Origin of the sequence: Xanthomonas sp. NCPPB 2922, from assembly GCF_041520885.1 — a bacterium.
Taxonomy (GTDB): domain Bacteria; phylum Pseudomonadota; class Gammaproteobacteria; order Xanthomonadales; family Xanthomonadaceae; genus Xanthomonas; species Xanthomonas campestris.
On the sequence record NZ_JBGOFY010000004.1, the window covers coordinates 227622 to 241211 of the forward strand.

Genomic DNA, 13590 nt, shown 5'->3' on the forward strand with positions numbered 1-13590 from the left:
GGGTGATGCAGCTGCCTGCCGCCTGCGCTCAGCGCCAGGCGGCAGGCCACCAGCCACGGATCAGGTCCACCAATTGGTCGGAGGTCACGCCAAAGGCGGCCACCGACAGCAACGCTGCGCCCCAGCCAACCAGCAGCAGGGCGCCATCGCGTTCGAGCAATGCCAGCGCGAACAGCAGCAGGATCAGCCCGAAGATGTAGTTGGTGAACGGGATCGGCAGGGTCAGCAGAATGCCGACCAGCACCAGCAGCAATCCGGTGAATACCTGCGCCGGACGGCGATCGACCAAACCGTGCAGACGCGGCTTGAGCATCCGGTCCAGGCGTCGCAGTGTCGGCGCCAGCCGCGTCATGAAGCGTTGGCCGGTACTGCGGCGCGGCCCGCGTTCGCCAATGAAGCGCGGCACCCAGGGCTTGCGCAGGCAGCACATCATCTGCACGCCAATGAGTACCGTCAGCGGGCCGCTGATGCCGCCGGCTACGCCCGGAATCGGGATGAACGATGGCAGGATCGCCAGGAACAGAAACACGCCGAACGCGCTCTGCTGCAGGTCGGCCAGGATCTCGCGCACGCGCAGCACCTGCTGCGGGTCGCCGTCGCTGAAGGCAGCCAGCAGGCTGCGGATACCTTCGTTGCGGTAGCGCATCTGCTCGCGGTCTGCCGCCGCATCGGGCGGCGGCGCGGCATCACCCGACGATGTCATCGCTGTCCTCGTCGCCAACGCGGCGCAACAGCAGTTTGTCCACGCGCGCACCGTCCAGGTCGACGATCTCGATGCGCCAGCCGGCCCAGTCGAAGAATTCGCCGGCCTGCGGAATGCGGCCGAAGTAGTAGATGCACAGGCCCGCGAGCGTGTGGTAATCGCCCTCATCGGCTTCCGGCAGCTCGGCGCCCAGCACTTCGCGCAGTTCTTCCACCGGCAGCGAGCCATCGATCAGCAGCGAGCCGTCTGCGCGCGTGACCACCAGCGCATCGTCGTCGGTGTTTTCCACCGCCTGCAGGCGGCCGACCACCGCGCCCATCAGGTCGCTGATGGTGACCAGCCCGCGGATCTCGCCGTATTCGTCCACCACCAGCGCCATCGATTGCTGTTCTTCGCGGAAGATTTCCAGCAGCTTCATCGCATGCGTGGATTCGGAGACGAACAAGGTGTCACGCAGGTTCTGGAACAACTGCGCGCCGTGGCCATCCATGCGCGTCACCAGCGATTTGACTTCCAGCACGCCGGCAATGTCCTGGTCGCTGCCGCGGTACACCGGGTAGCGCGAGAACTCGTGTTCGCGCATCACATGCAGATTGCGTTCGGGTTCGGCGTTGGCATCCAGCCAGGCGATGCGGTTGCGTGGCGTCATCAGGCTGTCGGCGGTGCGGTCGCCCAGGCGCATCACCCGGTTCATCATGTCGCGCTCGTGCGCGTCGATCACGCCGGCTTCGTGGCTTTCGGCCACCAGCATGCGGATCTCTTCTTCGCTGACAGACGCCGATTCGTCCTTGCCCATGCCCAACATGCGCAGCACCAGCCGGGTGGAGCGCGCCAGCACCCACACGCCGGGCGCGGCGATCTTCGCCAGCCAGGCCATCGGTACGGCCACCACGCCGGCAATGTCTTCGGAATTGCGCAGGGCCAGGCGCTTGGGCACCAGCTCGCCAAAGATCAGCGTCAGGAAGGTGATCAGCGCCACCGCGAGGGTCTTGCCGATCACCGGCGCGTACGGGTCCAGCGCCGGCACGATGCCTTGCAGCCAGGTGCCGATGGCGATGCCGATCGCCTCGCCGCCGAACACGCCGGTCAGGATGCCGATCAGGGTGATGCCGATCTGGACCGTGGACAGGAAGTTTTCCGGGCTCTCGGCCAGGGCCAGCGCCCGCGCGGCGCGCTTGCTCGAGCCTGCCATCTGCTTCAGGCGGCTCTTGCGAGACGTCATCAGCGACATCTCCGACATGGCGAAGAAGCCGTTCAACAGAATCAGGGCGATGACGATCAGGAACTCAACCACGGGCGCATTCCCCGGTCAGTGAAGGGGAGGGCGGGGTGGGACGCAGGTCGCCGGCGGCCTCAAGGGCGGAGCGGCAACAGGGGGGGCTAGGGTCGTCTTCCATAGGATGCGCCCGAAGGCGCGGTGTCATGTTAGCAAATCACAGGGTGGTTCGAGCCGGGAAATGCCCATGTGAAGGGGCCGCGCAGCGTCGATATACCCAGACAGGTCATGGAACGGTCATAATTCGCCCTTGGTGCCGTCTCTCCCTCGACGGCAGGAAGTCCTCCACCCATGTTCTCGTTGCAGACCATCTTCGGTTCCGGCAAGCAGTTCTACGCGCTTCTGAACGAAGCGGCCGAGGCCGCCTACGACAGCACCAAGGCCTTGCACGCCATGATGCGCGAATCCGACCGGCAACCCGCGTTGGACGCGTTCAAGCTGGCCCGCCTGCGCGAACGCGCTGCCTCCGACAAGATCGGCCAGGCGCTGGTGGACAGCTTCATGACCCCGATCGAGCGCGAAGACATCGAGGCGCTGGGCTCGGCGTTGTACAAGATTCCCAAGCAGGTCGAGAAGTTCGCCGACCGTTATTCGCTGGCCACCCAGCACCTGGAACACATCGATTTCGCCCCGCGCGCCTCGATGCTGGAGCAGGCCGCCGCGGTGGTGGTGGAAATGGTCACCGACCTGCCGCGCATGAACATCGACCGCATGACCGCGCTCAACGACAAGCTGCGCATGCTGGAAAACGAAGCCGACCGTCTGATGCTCGAGCTGTACCGCGACATCTATTCCGGCCGCCTGGATACCCTGCAGATGTTCCTGCTCAAGGAGTTCTTCGAGATCCTGGAAAAGGCCATCGACCGTTGCCGCGAGGCCGGTGTGGTGGTGTACCAGATCGTGCTGAAGAACAGCTGAGGTCGCCGCGTGCTTACCCTTGTTCTGGTGGTGATCCTGGCGGCGCTGGTGTTCGAGTTCATCAACGGCTTCCACGACACCGCCAATTCCATTGCCACCGTGGTGGCCACCAAGGTGCTCTCGCCCGGCTGGGCGGTGATGCTGGCGGCCGGCATGAACCTCATCGGCGCGCTCACCGGCACCGCCGTGGCGCTCACCATCGCCTCGGGCCTGCTCAACACCAACGTGGTGGATGTCACCCCGCAGGTGATCCTGTGCGCGCTGCTGGGCGGCATCATCTGGAACCTGATCACCTGGTGGAAGGGGCTGCCGTCGTCGTCCTCGCACGCCTTGATCGGTGGGCTGTGCGGTGCCGGCCTGGCCGCCGCCCACAACAACTGGGATGCGCTGATCTGGTCGGAAAACATCGGCAACTGGGCCAAGAACAAGGGCCTGTTGTGGAAAGTGTTCGTGCCGATGATCACCTCGCCGATCGCCGGCTTCCTGCTCGGCATCGTGGTGATGCTGCTGCTGTGGGCGCTGATCGCCGGTATGGCCAAGCTGGGCGGGCCGATCGGCCGGCTGGCGCGTCCGCGCTGGGTCAACGCGTTCTTCGGCAAGGCGCAGATCGCCTCGGCGGCCTACATGGGCTACGCGCACGGCCATAACGATGCGCAAAAGACCATGGGCATCATCGCGATGACCCTGATCGGCGCGCAGTCGGCCGGTGCACTGGACGATCTGCCGAGCTGGCTGTCGTTTCTGCATCCGGGCACCGGGCTGGCCGCAGGTGCCGGCATTCCGATGTGGATCGTGCTGACCTGCGCAGTGGTGATGGCTGCCGGTACCGCCTCGGGCGGCTGGAAGATCATCAAGACGCTCGGCCACAAGATGGTCAAGCTGCACCCCATCCACGGCTTTGCGGCGGAAACCAGCTCGGCCACCGTGCTCACCGTGGCCGCGCACTTCGGTATGCCGGTGTCCACCACGCACAGCATTTCCACCGCGATCATGGGCGTGGGCTTTGCCAAGAATCCGCGCTCGCTGCGGCTGGGCGTGATCGAACGCATCGTCTGGGCCTGGATCCTCACCATCCCGGCTGCCGGTGGCGTGGCGTATCTGATCCTGCGCGGGTTCGAACTGTTCGGCTGGACCTGAGGTCTGTCGCGCGGCGGTCATCTGCATTGTCGACGATGTGCCGCCTCGCACGGCGCTGTCCGACGCTTGGGCGGATGCGGTCAGTAGTCCACGCATGAGGCATGCTGGCCGGGGGATGGGTGCGATACGCGCCGCTGTCAGGCGTCACGCGCCTGCGTCTGCGCGACGCAAACGCCTGAAGTCCCGCTCTTGGCTGACGGAGACGCAAGATGATGCTGTCGCTGGTCTGTGTGCTGTTCGGCTTTTCCTGGCTGATCGATCGGCTGGGCATGCGGCGCTTCTCGCGCCTGCTCGGCGCGCTGAGCCTGCTGCTGGTGCTGGCCGTGGGCTGCGGCCCGCTGCCGTCGTGGATGCTGCGCGACCTGCAACGCACCGGCGCCAACGATTTCACTGACTGGGGCGCGCGCAACGCCATCGTGCTGCTTGGCGCGGGCACGGTGCGTTCCGACCGTGCCGGCGCGCCGGCCGAAGCAAACGTGTTCGCGTATGGCCGCATCGTCGAGGCGGCGCGCCTGTACCGCGCCTGCGCCGCCACCGGCAACGATTGCAAGATCGAGATCAGCGGCGGCGATGCGCGCGGGCTCGGGCTGAGCGAGGCAGTGGTGTACCGGCGGGTTTTGCTGGGCTTGGGTGTGGAGGCCGGCGATTTGATTCTGGAGCCGGCCAGCATGACCACCTGGCAGAACGCGCAGTTCAGCCAGCCGCTGCTGCGCGCGTACCGGCCGCAGCGCATCGTCTTGGTGTCCTCGGCCACGCACCTGCATCGCGCCGAGCTGTATTTCCTGCACTTCGGCATGCGCACCACGCCGGTCCGCTCGGACTGGTTGCGGGCCTCGTGGTCGCTGCTGCCGCAGAGCTACAACTTCACCCTGGCCGATGTGGCGCTGCACGAATACCTGGGCATCGCGCGCTACCGTGTCTACGAATGGCTGGGCTGGAACGTGGAGGCCACGCTGCCCGGTGCGCTGTGATCGCTGCAAGGCATTGCGCCCTGCCGGCGACTGCTGCCGCCGGCAGGACCAACCTCAGCGTGTCTCGTACATCGCCTTGACGTCGCTGCGGAACGCGGCCTGGCTGTCGGCGCGGTTGTAGAACATGTGGCCGCCCGGGTACTCGCGCACCTGCACGCGCTTTGGGTCGCTGCCCATCGCCGGCATCTGGTCCACGGTGAGCACCGAACCCATGAAGGGGCAGGAGAGGTCGTTCCAGCCGTGCGCGATCAGTACGCGCAACTTCGGGTCGATCGCCACCGCCTGGCGCAATTGCGTCACCGCGCCCTTGCGCAGCTCATCGTCCCAGTCCCAGAGCTTGTTGACGTCGTAATTGAGTGCCTGGTAGCGCGCATCGATCTTCCAGCCCACCACGCGGGTCACGAAGTCCACCATCGCGGTGGTGGTGGGCGCGATGATGCTGTCCAGCAGTGGGTCGTTGGCGCGTTGCTCGGGGTCGTTGGGGAACGGGTCGAACGCGGTTACGTTGGAATCGTAACGGCTGCCCAGCTCGCCTTTATCGCGGAACACTTCGCGCAGATACGCCTGGGTTTCCAGGCGCCCGCCGGAGCGCCGCACATAGGCCGGATCCAGCCCGGTCATGCGCGTGACCTGCTGCAGCATCGCCTCGCTGGCCTGCGGGTCGGTGCGTCCTTTCATCAGCGCCACCGCGTAGTCGCCGCGCGTGTAGTCGATGACCTGGCGCATCGCCGCGTCGGTGAGCTGGCCCTGGCGTTCCAGGTGCGCGGCGGCGATGGAGGGCAGCGTCATCATCCAGGCCAGCGGCGACACATCGCTGTTGTCGTCCAGGGTCGGGTTGAGGTACGGCGACACCAGCACCACGCCATTCATCGCCACGCCCAGGCGGGTCTGCAGGTAGTGGGTGATGCGTGGGCCGCGGAAGCCGCCGTAGCTTTCGCCCACCAGGTATTTGCGTGCCTGCAGGCGGCGGTTCTTGAGCAGCCAGTCGTAGACCACGCGCGAAAGATATTCGACGTCGACCTGCGGGTTGTAGAACTGCTTCTTGGCCTCGTCGTCACTGATCAACGAGCGGCTGAAGCCGGTGCCGATCGGGTCGATGAACACCAGGTCGGTGAAGTCCAACCAGGTGCCGGGATTGTCGCGAAGCGCGGCCGGTGCCGAGGCGCTGTTGCCTTCGGCGCCAAATGCCACCACCTTTGGCCCGATCGCGCCCATGTTGAGATACACCGATGAAGCACCCGGGCCGCCATTCAACGCAAAGGTGACCGGGCGGTCCTTGCCGTCGACGGTGTAGGCGGTGAAGACCACCTCGCCGGTGGTCTTGCCCTGCGCATCGCGGACCGGCAGGGTGCCGACGGTGGCGGTGTAGCTCAGTGAGCGCCCGGCCACGCGGGTGCTCTGGCGTACGCTGGCATCGGCAGGCAAGGGCGCCGGTTTGGCAGCGGGTGCATCGGCGGCGGGGTCTGTCTTTTTGTCTGCCGGCGCGGCCGCCAGGGCCGGCCCGCCCAACAGAAGAAGCGTCAGCACGCTGGCGCGCAGGAAAGAAGGCATGGTGGTCAACGGCGATGGGGGAGCGACGATCCTAGGCGCCTGCGATCGCTATTGGATGTGCCCAAAGGCATGGCAGGACGCGCTGACCGAAGCGGCGCGGCTGGTTATGATGGCGCGCCGCAGGCGCTGGTTGAAGACGAACATGCGTTGCCGTGTTGCCCAATTCCTTGCTGTCGCGCTGTCGCGCTGTCGGTGGCCGGCTGCGCCTCGCCGCCGCCGGTGCGGCATGCCAGCGATCCGGATGCGCTGTGGCGCATCGTCACCACGCACTGCCTGCAGGCCGGGCCGGTGCCGGACGATTGCGCCGCGGTGTGGCCTGATCCGCAGCGGCAGGCGGTGGTACTGAAGGACAACCACGGCCGCTTCCAATACCTGCTGGTGCCCAGCGTGCGTGTCAGCGGGATCGAAGATCCCTCGCTATTGCAGGCCGATGCGCCCAACTATTTCGCCAGCGCATGGTCGGCGCGCAGCTTCGTTGCATCCGCGCTGGCGCAGCCGTTGCCGCGCGCCTATGTGAGCCTGGCGCTCAACTCGCCGTACGGGCGCTCGCAGGAGCAGCTGCACATCCACATCGATTGCCTGCGCCCGGACGTCTATGCCGCCCTGCAGCGAGAGCATGCGCAGATCGGCCCGCAATGGCGTGCGTTGGCCGAGCCCTTGCTGGGCCATGTGTATCTGGCCAGGACGCTGCCGGGCGATACGCTCAACGAGGATCCGATTCGCCTGCTCGCCAACGCCATTCCTGCCGATGCGAGCCTGCGCGATTACTCGCTGGTGGTGGCAGGCACGCACTTGCGCGATGGGCAGCCGGGCTTCGTGTTGCTGGCGACGCGGCAGGATGCGGCCACCGGCAATCGGGCCAGTGGCGAAGAATTGCAGGACCACGCCTGTGGCCTGGTCACCGGCGCCCGCAAGGTGTTGCCGGGTGTGCGCTGAGTGATGCGGGAGCGCGTGGCTCGCGATGCGTGCTGAAGCGATTGCTGCTGCGCGCTGTTTGATGACGCGCGCATCGGGATCCAGTGAAGCGTCAGGTGTTTGAACGTTCTACACGCACATGCGCCGCCATCACACGCTGCTGAAATTCGAGCTCCACTCGGCCCTGCATGCGGTGCGGTCATCCCAGAACACGTTCACCTCCGCCCGAAGAGATGCCTTCTCGCCGCTGCAACGAGCAGCGAGAAGGCAGTTCCGAATCGCCGCGTCCTTAGACTTCCAGCGACGCCAGATCGCCCTTGGTTTCCAGCCACTGCTTGCGGTCGCCCGCGCGCTTTTTGGCCAGCAGCATGTCCATCAACGAGCGGGTCTGTTCGCCGTCGTCAATCGTCAGCTGCACCAGGCGGCGCGTGTCGGGGTGGATGGTCGATTCGCGTAACTGCTGCGGATTCATCTCGCCCAGGCCCTTGAAGCGGGTGACGCTGATCTGGCCCTTCATCTTCTCGCGCGCGATCTTGTCCAGCAGCGTGGTCTTTTCTTCCTCGTCCAGCGCATAGAACACCTGCTTGCCCACGTCCACGCGGAACAGTGGCGGCATCGCCACGAACACGTGGCCGGCGGCCACCAGCGCGGGGAAGTGCTGCAGGAACAGCGCGGTGAGCAGGGTGGCGATATGCAGGCCATCGGAGTCGGCGTCGGCCAGGATCACCACCTTGCCGTAGCGCAGCCCGGTGATGTCGTCCTTGCCCGGGTCGCAGCCGATCGCAATGGCCAGGTTATGTACTTCCTCGGACGCCAGCACGCTGCCGGACGCCACTTCCCAGGTGTTGAGGATCTTGCCGCGCAGCGGCAGGATCGCCTGGAAATCCTTGTCGCGCGCCTGCTTGGCCGAGCCGCCGGCCGAATCGCCCTCCACCAGGAACAACTCGGTCCGCGACAGGTCCTGGCTGATGCAGTCGGCCAGCTTGCCAGGCAGGGCAGGGCCCTGGGTGACCTTCTTGCGGACGATCTGCTTTTCGGTCTTCAAGCGCGCGCTGGCGCGGTCGATGGCGATCTGCGCGATCTTCTCGCCGATCTCCACGTTCTGATTGAGATACAGGCTGAAGGCATCGTGCGCGGCGCCTTCGATGAAGCCGGCGGCCTGGCGCGAGGACAGACGCTCCTTGGTCTGCCCGGAGAATTGCGGGTCGGTCATCTTCAGGCTGAGCACGAAGGTGACCCGGTCCCACACGTCTTCCGGCGCCAGCTTCACGCCGCGCGGCAGCAGGTTGCGGAAGTCGCAGAACTCGCGCAACGCATCGGTCAGGCCCGAGCGCAGGCCGTTGACGTGGGTGCCGTGCTGCGCGGTGGGGATCAGGTTGACGTAGCTTTCCTGGGTCAGCTCGCCTTCCGGCACCCACGCAGCCGCCCAGTCGACAATCTCGGTGTCCTTCTTGAGGCTGCCGGCGAACAGATCCGCAGGCAGCAGCTCGCGGTCGGCCATTTCGCCCTTGAGGTAGTCGCGCAGACCGTCCTCGAAGTACCAGCTGTCCTGCTCGCCGGTAGCCTCGTCATGCAGCTTCACGGTCAGGCCGGGGCATAGCACCGCCTTGGCGCGCAGCAGATGGCGCAGCGCCCGCACATTGAACTTGGGGGTGTCGAAATATTTGGGGTCGGCCCAGAAACGCAGCCGCGTGCCGGTGTTCTTCTTGCCGACGGTGCCGACAACTTCCAGCTTGGAGGCGGCGTTGCCGTCGCGGAACTCCATGCGGTGCTCGTTGCCTTCGCGCTTGATGAACAGCTCGACCTTGGTCGAAAGCGCATTGACCACGCTCACGCCCACGCCATGCAGGCCGCCGGAGAAGGTGTAGTTGCGATTGCTGAACTTGCCGCCGGCATGCAGGCGGGTGAGGATCAGCTCCACGCCGGGGATCTTCTCCTCCGGGTGCATGTCCACGGGCATGCCGCGGCCATCGTCGGAGACCTCGCAGCTGCCATCCTTGTACAGGGTCACTTCGACCTGCTTGGCGTGACCGGCCAGCGCCTCGTCCACCGAGTTGTCGATGACTTCCTGCGCCAGATGGTTCGGGCGCGCGGTGTCGGTATACATGCCAGGGCGGCGCTTGACCGGGTCAAGGCCCGACAGGACTTCAATATCGGCGGCGTTATAACGGGTGTTCATGCATCTCGTTGGCACGTGAAACGACGCGCAAGTGTGGGGTCTGGGGCGATTTTTTGCACGCGACCGGCGTTCAGTGCCCGGCCGGGCGCCGCTGACTATGCTGGCGTTGGATTCGGAACCAAACGTCCCCACCTTGGGATGTCACCGAACCAGGAGTAGACCCATGAAGTTCAAGCACATTCTGATGCTCACCCTGGGCGCCGCCGCGGTTGCAGCATTGCCGGCCATCGCGCAGACCGCTCCGCCGCAGGGGCAGGGCGCCAGTACGCAGAAGGCCAATGACGACAAGGCCAAGACCGAGGCCGAGCGCAAGGCCGAGCGCCGCGCCGCTGCTGCCAAGGCCAGGCCGGAAGCCGGCCAGGCCCCGCGCGAGGAAGAGGAAGAAGAGAAGCCGTCGCGCTGAGGACAGCGCAGGTTTCGCCCGCAGACGCCCCGGCTCCGGCCGGGGCGTCTGCATTTGCACGGTGTGCGTGCATCCAGTGGCGTCACCGACGCCTGGAGTGCACGCAACCCTTGGGCATTCGCCCGTCACCCGTTAAACTATGGCTTTCCGGGAGGCCTTGAGCCCCATGACTCCCCTGATTTTTGTAACAGGCGGTGTAGTGTCCTCGCTAGGCAAGGGCATCGCCGCTGCTTCGCTTGCGTCCATTCTTGAGGCGCGTGGCCTGAAGGTCACGATGATGAAGCTGGACCCGTACATCAATGTGGACCCGGGCACGATGAGCCCGTTCCAGCATGGTGAGGTCTACGTCACCGATGACGGTGCCGAAACCGATCTGGACCTGGGCCACTACGAGCGCTACGTGCGCACGCGGTTGTCGCGCAAGAACTCGGTCACCACCGGCCGCATCTACGAAAACGTGATCCGCAAGGAGCGCCGCGGCGACTACCTGGGCGCGACCGTGCAGGTCATTCCGCATATCACCGATGAAATCCGTCGCTGCATCGACGAGGCCACGGCCGGCTTCGATGTGGCGTTGATCGAGATCGGTGGCACCGTGGGCGATATCGAGTCGTTGCCGTTCCTGGAGGCTATCCGCCAGGTGCGCACCGAGCGCGGCGCCGAGAAGGCCATGTTCATGCACCTCACCCTGGTGCCGTACATCGCTGCGGCCGGTGAGTTGAAGACCAAGCCGACCCAGCACTCGGTCAAGGAGCTGCGCTCGATCGGTATCCAGCCGGACGTGCTGCTGTGCCGCTCCGAACAGGCGGTGCCGGATTCGGAACGCCGCAAGATCGCGTTGTTCACCAACGTCTCCGAGCGTGCGGTGATCAGCTGCCCCGACATCGATGTGCTGTACGGCATGCCGCTGGAACTGCGCCGCCAGGGCCTGGACGAACTGGTCATCGATCAATTCAAGCTGCGCGACAAGGTCGCCGCGGCCGATCTGTCCGAGTGGGAAGCGGTGGTCGATGCGGTCAAGCATCCGCTCGATGAGGTGACCATCGCGGTGGTCGGTAAGTACGTCGATCACCAGGACGCCTACAAGTCGGTGGCCGAGGCGCTCAAGCACGGTGGCCTGCGTCAGCGCACCAAGGTCAACCTGACCTGGCTGGAAGCGCAGGATCTGGAAGGCAGCGACATGGCCGCATTGCAGGGCATCGACGGCATTCTGGTGCCGGGCGGCTTCGGCGATCGCGGCTTCGAAGGCAAGGTGCAGACCTCCAAGTACGCCCGCGAGCACAAGGTGCCGTATTTCGGCATCTGCTACGGCATGCAGGCGGCGGTGGTGGACTATGCCCGCCACGTGGCCGATCTGGATGCTGCCAACAGCACCGAGAACGATCGCCAGTCGCCGCACCCGGTGATCGGCCTGATCACCGAGTGGCGCACCGCCACCGGCGAGGTGGAAAAGCGCGATGAAAAATCCGACCTGGGCGGCACCATGCGTCTGGGCCTGCAGGAGCAGCGCCTGAAGCCGGGCACGCTGGCGCGCGAGGTGTACGGCAAGGACGTGGTGGCCGAGCGGCATCGCCATCGCTACGAGTTCAACAACCGCTACCGTACCCAGCTGGAAGATGCCGGCCTGGTGATTTCCGGCAAGTCGATGGACGACACGCTGGTGGAAATGGTGGAGCTGCCGCGCGATACGCATCCGTGGTTCCTGGCCTGCCAGGCGCATCCGGAATTTTTGTCCACTCCGCGCGACGGGCATCCGCTGTTTATTGGTTTCGTGCGCGCCGCGCGCGAGAAGAAGGCCGGCGGCAAGCTGTTGAAGGAAGCGCGTGCGTGATCCACGCCTTCTCCCGTTGGGAGAAGGTGGTCCGTAGATGTGGATGATGGGGCGCGGCAACACACTGGAAGGTGGCAGCCATGACGAACGCGTCGACGCGGAAGCCAAGGCAGGCCATGTTGCTATAGCTGTGCTTCGCAACCGTACTCTCACCCCAACCCCCTCTCCCGGTGGGAGAGGGGCTCAAATCAATAAGGTGCGCAGCAGCTTCCTTCTCGCATCGGGAGAAGGTGGCGCGAAGCGCCGGATGAGGGGCGCCGCAACACACCCGAAGATGGCGGCCCTGATGAACGCGTCGCCACGCGCCAACCAACGCAAACCACCCGGCTTCATAAGCGCTTGGTGCCCTTATTCTTACCCTCACCCCAACCCCTCTCCCGGTGGGAGAGAGGCTTCAATCAACAAGGTGACCTGATGAAACTGTGTGACTTCGAAGTTGGCCTGGATCAGCCGCTGTTCCTGATTGCCGGCCCCTGCGTGATCGAGTCGATGCAGCTGCAGCTCGACGTGGCCGGCAAGCTCAAGGAGATCACCGGCAAGCTGGGGATCAACTTCATCTTCAAGTCGAGTTTCGACAAGGCCAACCGCACCTCCGGCACCAGCTTCCGCGGCCCCGGCCTGGAAGAAGGCCTGAAGGTGCTGGACGCGGTGAAAAAGCAGATCGGCGTGCCGGTGCTCACCGACGTGCACGAATACACCCCGATGAATGAGGTCGCCGCCGTCGTCGACGTGCTGCAGACCCCGGCCTTTCTGGTGCGCCAGACCGACTTCATCAAGAACGTCTGCGCCGCCGGCAAGCCGGTGAACATCAAGAAGGGCCAGTTCCTGGCGCCGTGGGACATGAAGCCGGTGGTGGACAAGGCCAAGTCGACCGGCAACGAGCAGATCATGGTCTGCGAACGTGGCGCCTCGTTCGGCTACAACAACCTGGTCAGCGACATGCGCTCGCTCAGCGTCATGCGCGACACCGGCTGCCCGGTGGTGTTCGATGCCACCCATTCGGTGCAGTTGCCGGGCGGGCAGGGCAGCAGTTCCGGTGGCCAACGCGAATTCGTGCCGGTGCTGGCACGTGCCGCGGTCGCAGTTGGCATTTCCGGCCTGTTTGCCGAAACCCATCCGGACCCGTCCAAGGCGTTGTCCGATGGCCCCAATGCCTGGCCGCTGGACCGCATGGAAGAGCTGCTCGAGACGCTGATGGAACTGGATGCAGTGACCAAAAAGCACGGGTTCGCGCGCTTCGCATGAGTCCTGATCCATGGGCGCAGGCGGCAGTGCGCCGCCAGCGCCGGCAGTGGCGTCACTGGCCCTGGGGCTGGGTGGCGCTCGGCCTTTCGCTGTCCGCGTGGGCCTGTTTTGCGGTAATGGCCTTCCTGGCGGCCGCCAGCTTCGGCATGCCGGGCGACGGCAGCCATGCCATGCAGGCCACGCGCACCCCGATGCTGGTCACGCTGGTGGTGGGTGCGCTGGTGACATTGGGCGGCCTGGTGGCCGGCCCCCTTGCGCTTCGGCTGGGTCGCCAGCCTGTCGCCGCGGCGATGGGGCTGGCGTCGCTGCTGTTCTTGCTCTTGTTGTTTGGCTTGTCGCTGCTGGGCGTGATGGCCTAGCGGCGCGCCGGCTGGCTTGCCGTGCGTTCGCTGCCCATGCGATTTGGCAACGGGGCAGTGTGCGGCGATAATCCGGCAGCTTGTTTCCGGTGTACTTCCCCC

Annotated in this window: 12 protein-coding genes; 8 read left to right on the plus strand and 4 right to left on the minus strand. The window is 65.5% G+C overall.

The window, feature by feature from the left end:
* Nucleotides 1-28: 28 nt before the first annotated feature.
* Both ACD584_RS07735 and ACD584_RS07740 read right to left on the minus strand, forming a co-directional pair.
* The gene (locus ACD584_RS07735) at nucleotides 29-703 is read right to left on the minus strand and encodes an exopolysaccharide biosynthesis protein (protein ID WP_175611495.1); all 675 of its coding nucleotides are present in this window, start codon (nucleotides 701-703) and stop codon (nucleotides 29-31) included.
* Entirely contained in the window at nucleotides 687-1997 is a 1311-nt protein-coding gene (locus ACD584_RS07740) for a hemolysin family protein (protein ID WP_070693335.1), read from the minus strand. The genes ACD584_RS07735 and ACD584_RS07740 overlap by 17 nt, the downstream gene beginning before the upstream one ends.
* A gap of 273 nt (nucleotides 1998-2270) precedes the next feature.
* Between ACD584_RS07740 and ACD584_RS07745 the strand changes: the two genes are divergently transcribed.
* The 3 genes from ACD584_RS07745 to ACD584_RS07755 all read left to right on the plus strand — a co-directional run bounded on the left by ACD584_RS07745 (nucleotide 2271) and on the right by ACD584_RS07755 (nucleotide 5005).
* Nucleotides 2271-2897, plus strand: a complete 627-nt coding sequence (locus ACD584_RS07745; protein WP_011036867.1) for a DUF47 domain-containing protein — start codon at nucleotides 2271-2273, stop codon at nucleotides 2895-2897.
* Nucleotides 2898-2906: 9 nt separating this feature from the next.
* The gene (locus tag ACD584_RS07750) at nucleotides 2907-4034 is read left to right on the plus strand and encodes an inorganic phosphate transporter (protein WP_011036868.1); all 1128 of its coding nucleotides are present in this window, start codon (nucleotides 2907-2909) and stop codon (nucleotides 4032-4034) included.
* A gap of 209 nt (nucleotides 4035-4243) precedes the next feature.
* The gene (locus tag ACD584_RS07755; protein WP_050911563.1) at nucleotides 4244-5005 is read left to right on the plus strand and encodes a YdcF family protein; all 762 of its coding nucleotides are present in this window, start codon (nucleotides 4244-4246) and stop codon (nucleotides 5003-5005) included.
* A 54-nt stretch (nucleotides 5006-5059) separates the two neighbouring features.
* Here the strand turns inward: ACD584_RS07755 and ACD584_RS07760 are convergent, their stop codons facing one another.
* On the minus strand, nucleotides 5060-6556 hold the full coding sequence (locus ACD584_RS07760) for a S10 family peptidase (protein ID WP_076037714.1): 1497 nt from the start codon (nucleotides 6554-6556) through the stop codon (nucleotides 5060-5062).
* Between the two features lie 69 nt (nucleotides 6557-6625).
* On the opposite strand from ACD584_RS07760, the gene ACD584_RS07765 reads away from it, so the two are divergent.
* A complete protein-coding gene (locus ACD584_RS07765; RefSeq protein WP_228437999.1) occupies nucleotides 6626-7492 on the plus strand; it encodes a CDP-diacylglycerol diphosphatase in 867 nt (288 codons plus the stop codon).
* Nucleotides 7493-7760: 268 nt separating this feature from the next.
* Here the strand turns inward: ACD584_RS07765 and parE are convergent, their stop codons facing one another.
* Entirely contained in the window at nucleotides 7761-9650 is a 1890-nt protein-coding gene (gene parE / locus ACD584_RS07770; RefSeq protein WP_076035918.1) for a DNA topoisomerase IV subunit B, read from the minus strand.
* 163 nt (nucleotides 9651-9813) lie between these two features.
* Between parE and ACD584_RS07775 the strand changes: the two genes are divergently transcribed.
* The 4 genes from ACD584_RS07775 (at nucleotide 9814) to ACD584_RS07790 (ending at nucleotide 13488) form a co-directional block, all read left to right on the plus strand.
* The gene (locus tag ACD584_RS07775; RefSeq protein WP_175611494.1) at nucleotides 9814-10053 is read left to right on the plus strand and encodes a hypothetical protein; all 240 of its coding nucleotides are present in this window, start codon (nucleotides 9814-9816) and stop codon (nucleotides 10051-10053) included.
* A 166-nt stretch (nucleotides 10054-10219) separates the two neighbouring features.
* The gene (locus ACD584_RS07780) at nucleotides 10220-11884 is read left to right on the plus strand and encodes a CTP synthase (protein ID WP_070693331.1); all 1665 of its coding nucleotides are present in this window, start codon (nucleotides 10220-10222) and stop codon (nucleotides 11882-11884) included.
* Between the two features lie 414 nt (nucleotides 11885-12298).
* Nucleotides 12299-13129, plus strand: a complete 831-nt coding sequence (gene kdsA / locus ACD584_RS07785; RefSeq protein WP_011036875.1) for a 3-deoxy-8-phosphooctulonate synthase — start codon at nucleotides 12299-12301, stop codon at nucleotides 13127-13129.
* Nucleotides 13126-13488, plus strand: a complete 363-nt coding sequence (locus tag ACD584_RS07790) for a hypothetical protein (protein WP_075285768.1) — start codon at nucleotides 13126-13128, stop codon at nucleotides 13486-13488. The genes kdsA and ACD584_RS07790 overlap by 4 nt, the downstream gene beginning before the upstream one ends.
* The last annotated feature ends 102 nt before the right edge of the window (nucleotides 13489-13590 follow it).

What these genes read in the sequence shown, in the direction of transcription:
- ACD584_RS07735 (WP_175611495.1), bottom strand. Translation starts at nt 703, where the DNA reads ATGACATCGTCGGGTGATGCCGCGCCGCCGCCCGATGCGGCGGCAGAC.
- ACD584_RS07745 (WP_011036867.1), top strand. Translation starts at nt 2,271, where the DNA reads ATGTTCTCGTTGCAGACCATCTTCGGTTCCGGCAAGCAGTTCTACGCG.
- ACD584_RS07755 (WP_050911563.1), top strand. Translation starts at nt 4,244, where the DNA reads ATGATGCTGTCGCTGGTCTGTGTGCTGTTCGGCTTTTCCTGGCTGATC.
- ACD584_RS07760 (WP_076037714.1), bottom strand. Translation starts at nt 6,556, where the DNA reads ATGCCTTCTTTCCTGCGCGCCAGCGTGCTGACGCTTCTTCTGTTGGGC.
- ACD584_RS07765 (WP_228437999.1), top strand. Translation starts at nt 6,626, where the DNA reads ATGGCAGGACGCGCTGACCGAAGCGGCGCGGCTGGTTATGATGGCGCG.
- parE (WP_076035918.1), bottom strand. Translation starts at nt 9,650, where the DNA reads ATGAACACCCGTTATAACGCCGCCGATATTGAAGTCCTGTCGGGCCTT.
- ACD584_RS07775 (WP_175611494.1), top strand. Translation starts at nt 9,814, where the DNA reads ATGAAGTTCAAGCACATTCTGATGCTCACCCTGGGCGCCGCCGCGGTT.
- ACD584_RS07780 (WP_070693331.1), top strand. Translation starts at nt 10,220, where the DNA reads ATGACTCCCCTGATTTTTGTAACAGGCGGTGTAGTGTCCTCGCTAGGC.
- kdsA (WP_011036875.1), top strand. Translation starts at nt 12,299, where the DNA reads ATGAAACTGTGTGACTTCGAAGTTGGCCTGGATCAGCCGCTGTTCCTG.
- ACD584_RS07790 (WP_075285768.1), top strand. Translation starts at nt 13,126, where the DNA reads ATGAGTCCTGATCCATGGGCGCAGGCGGCAGTGCGCCGCCAGCGCCGG.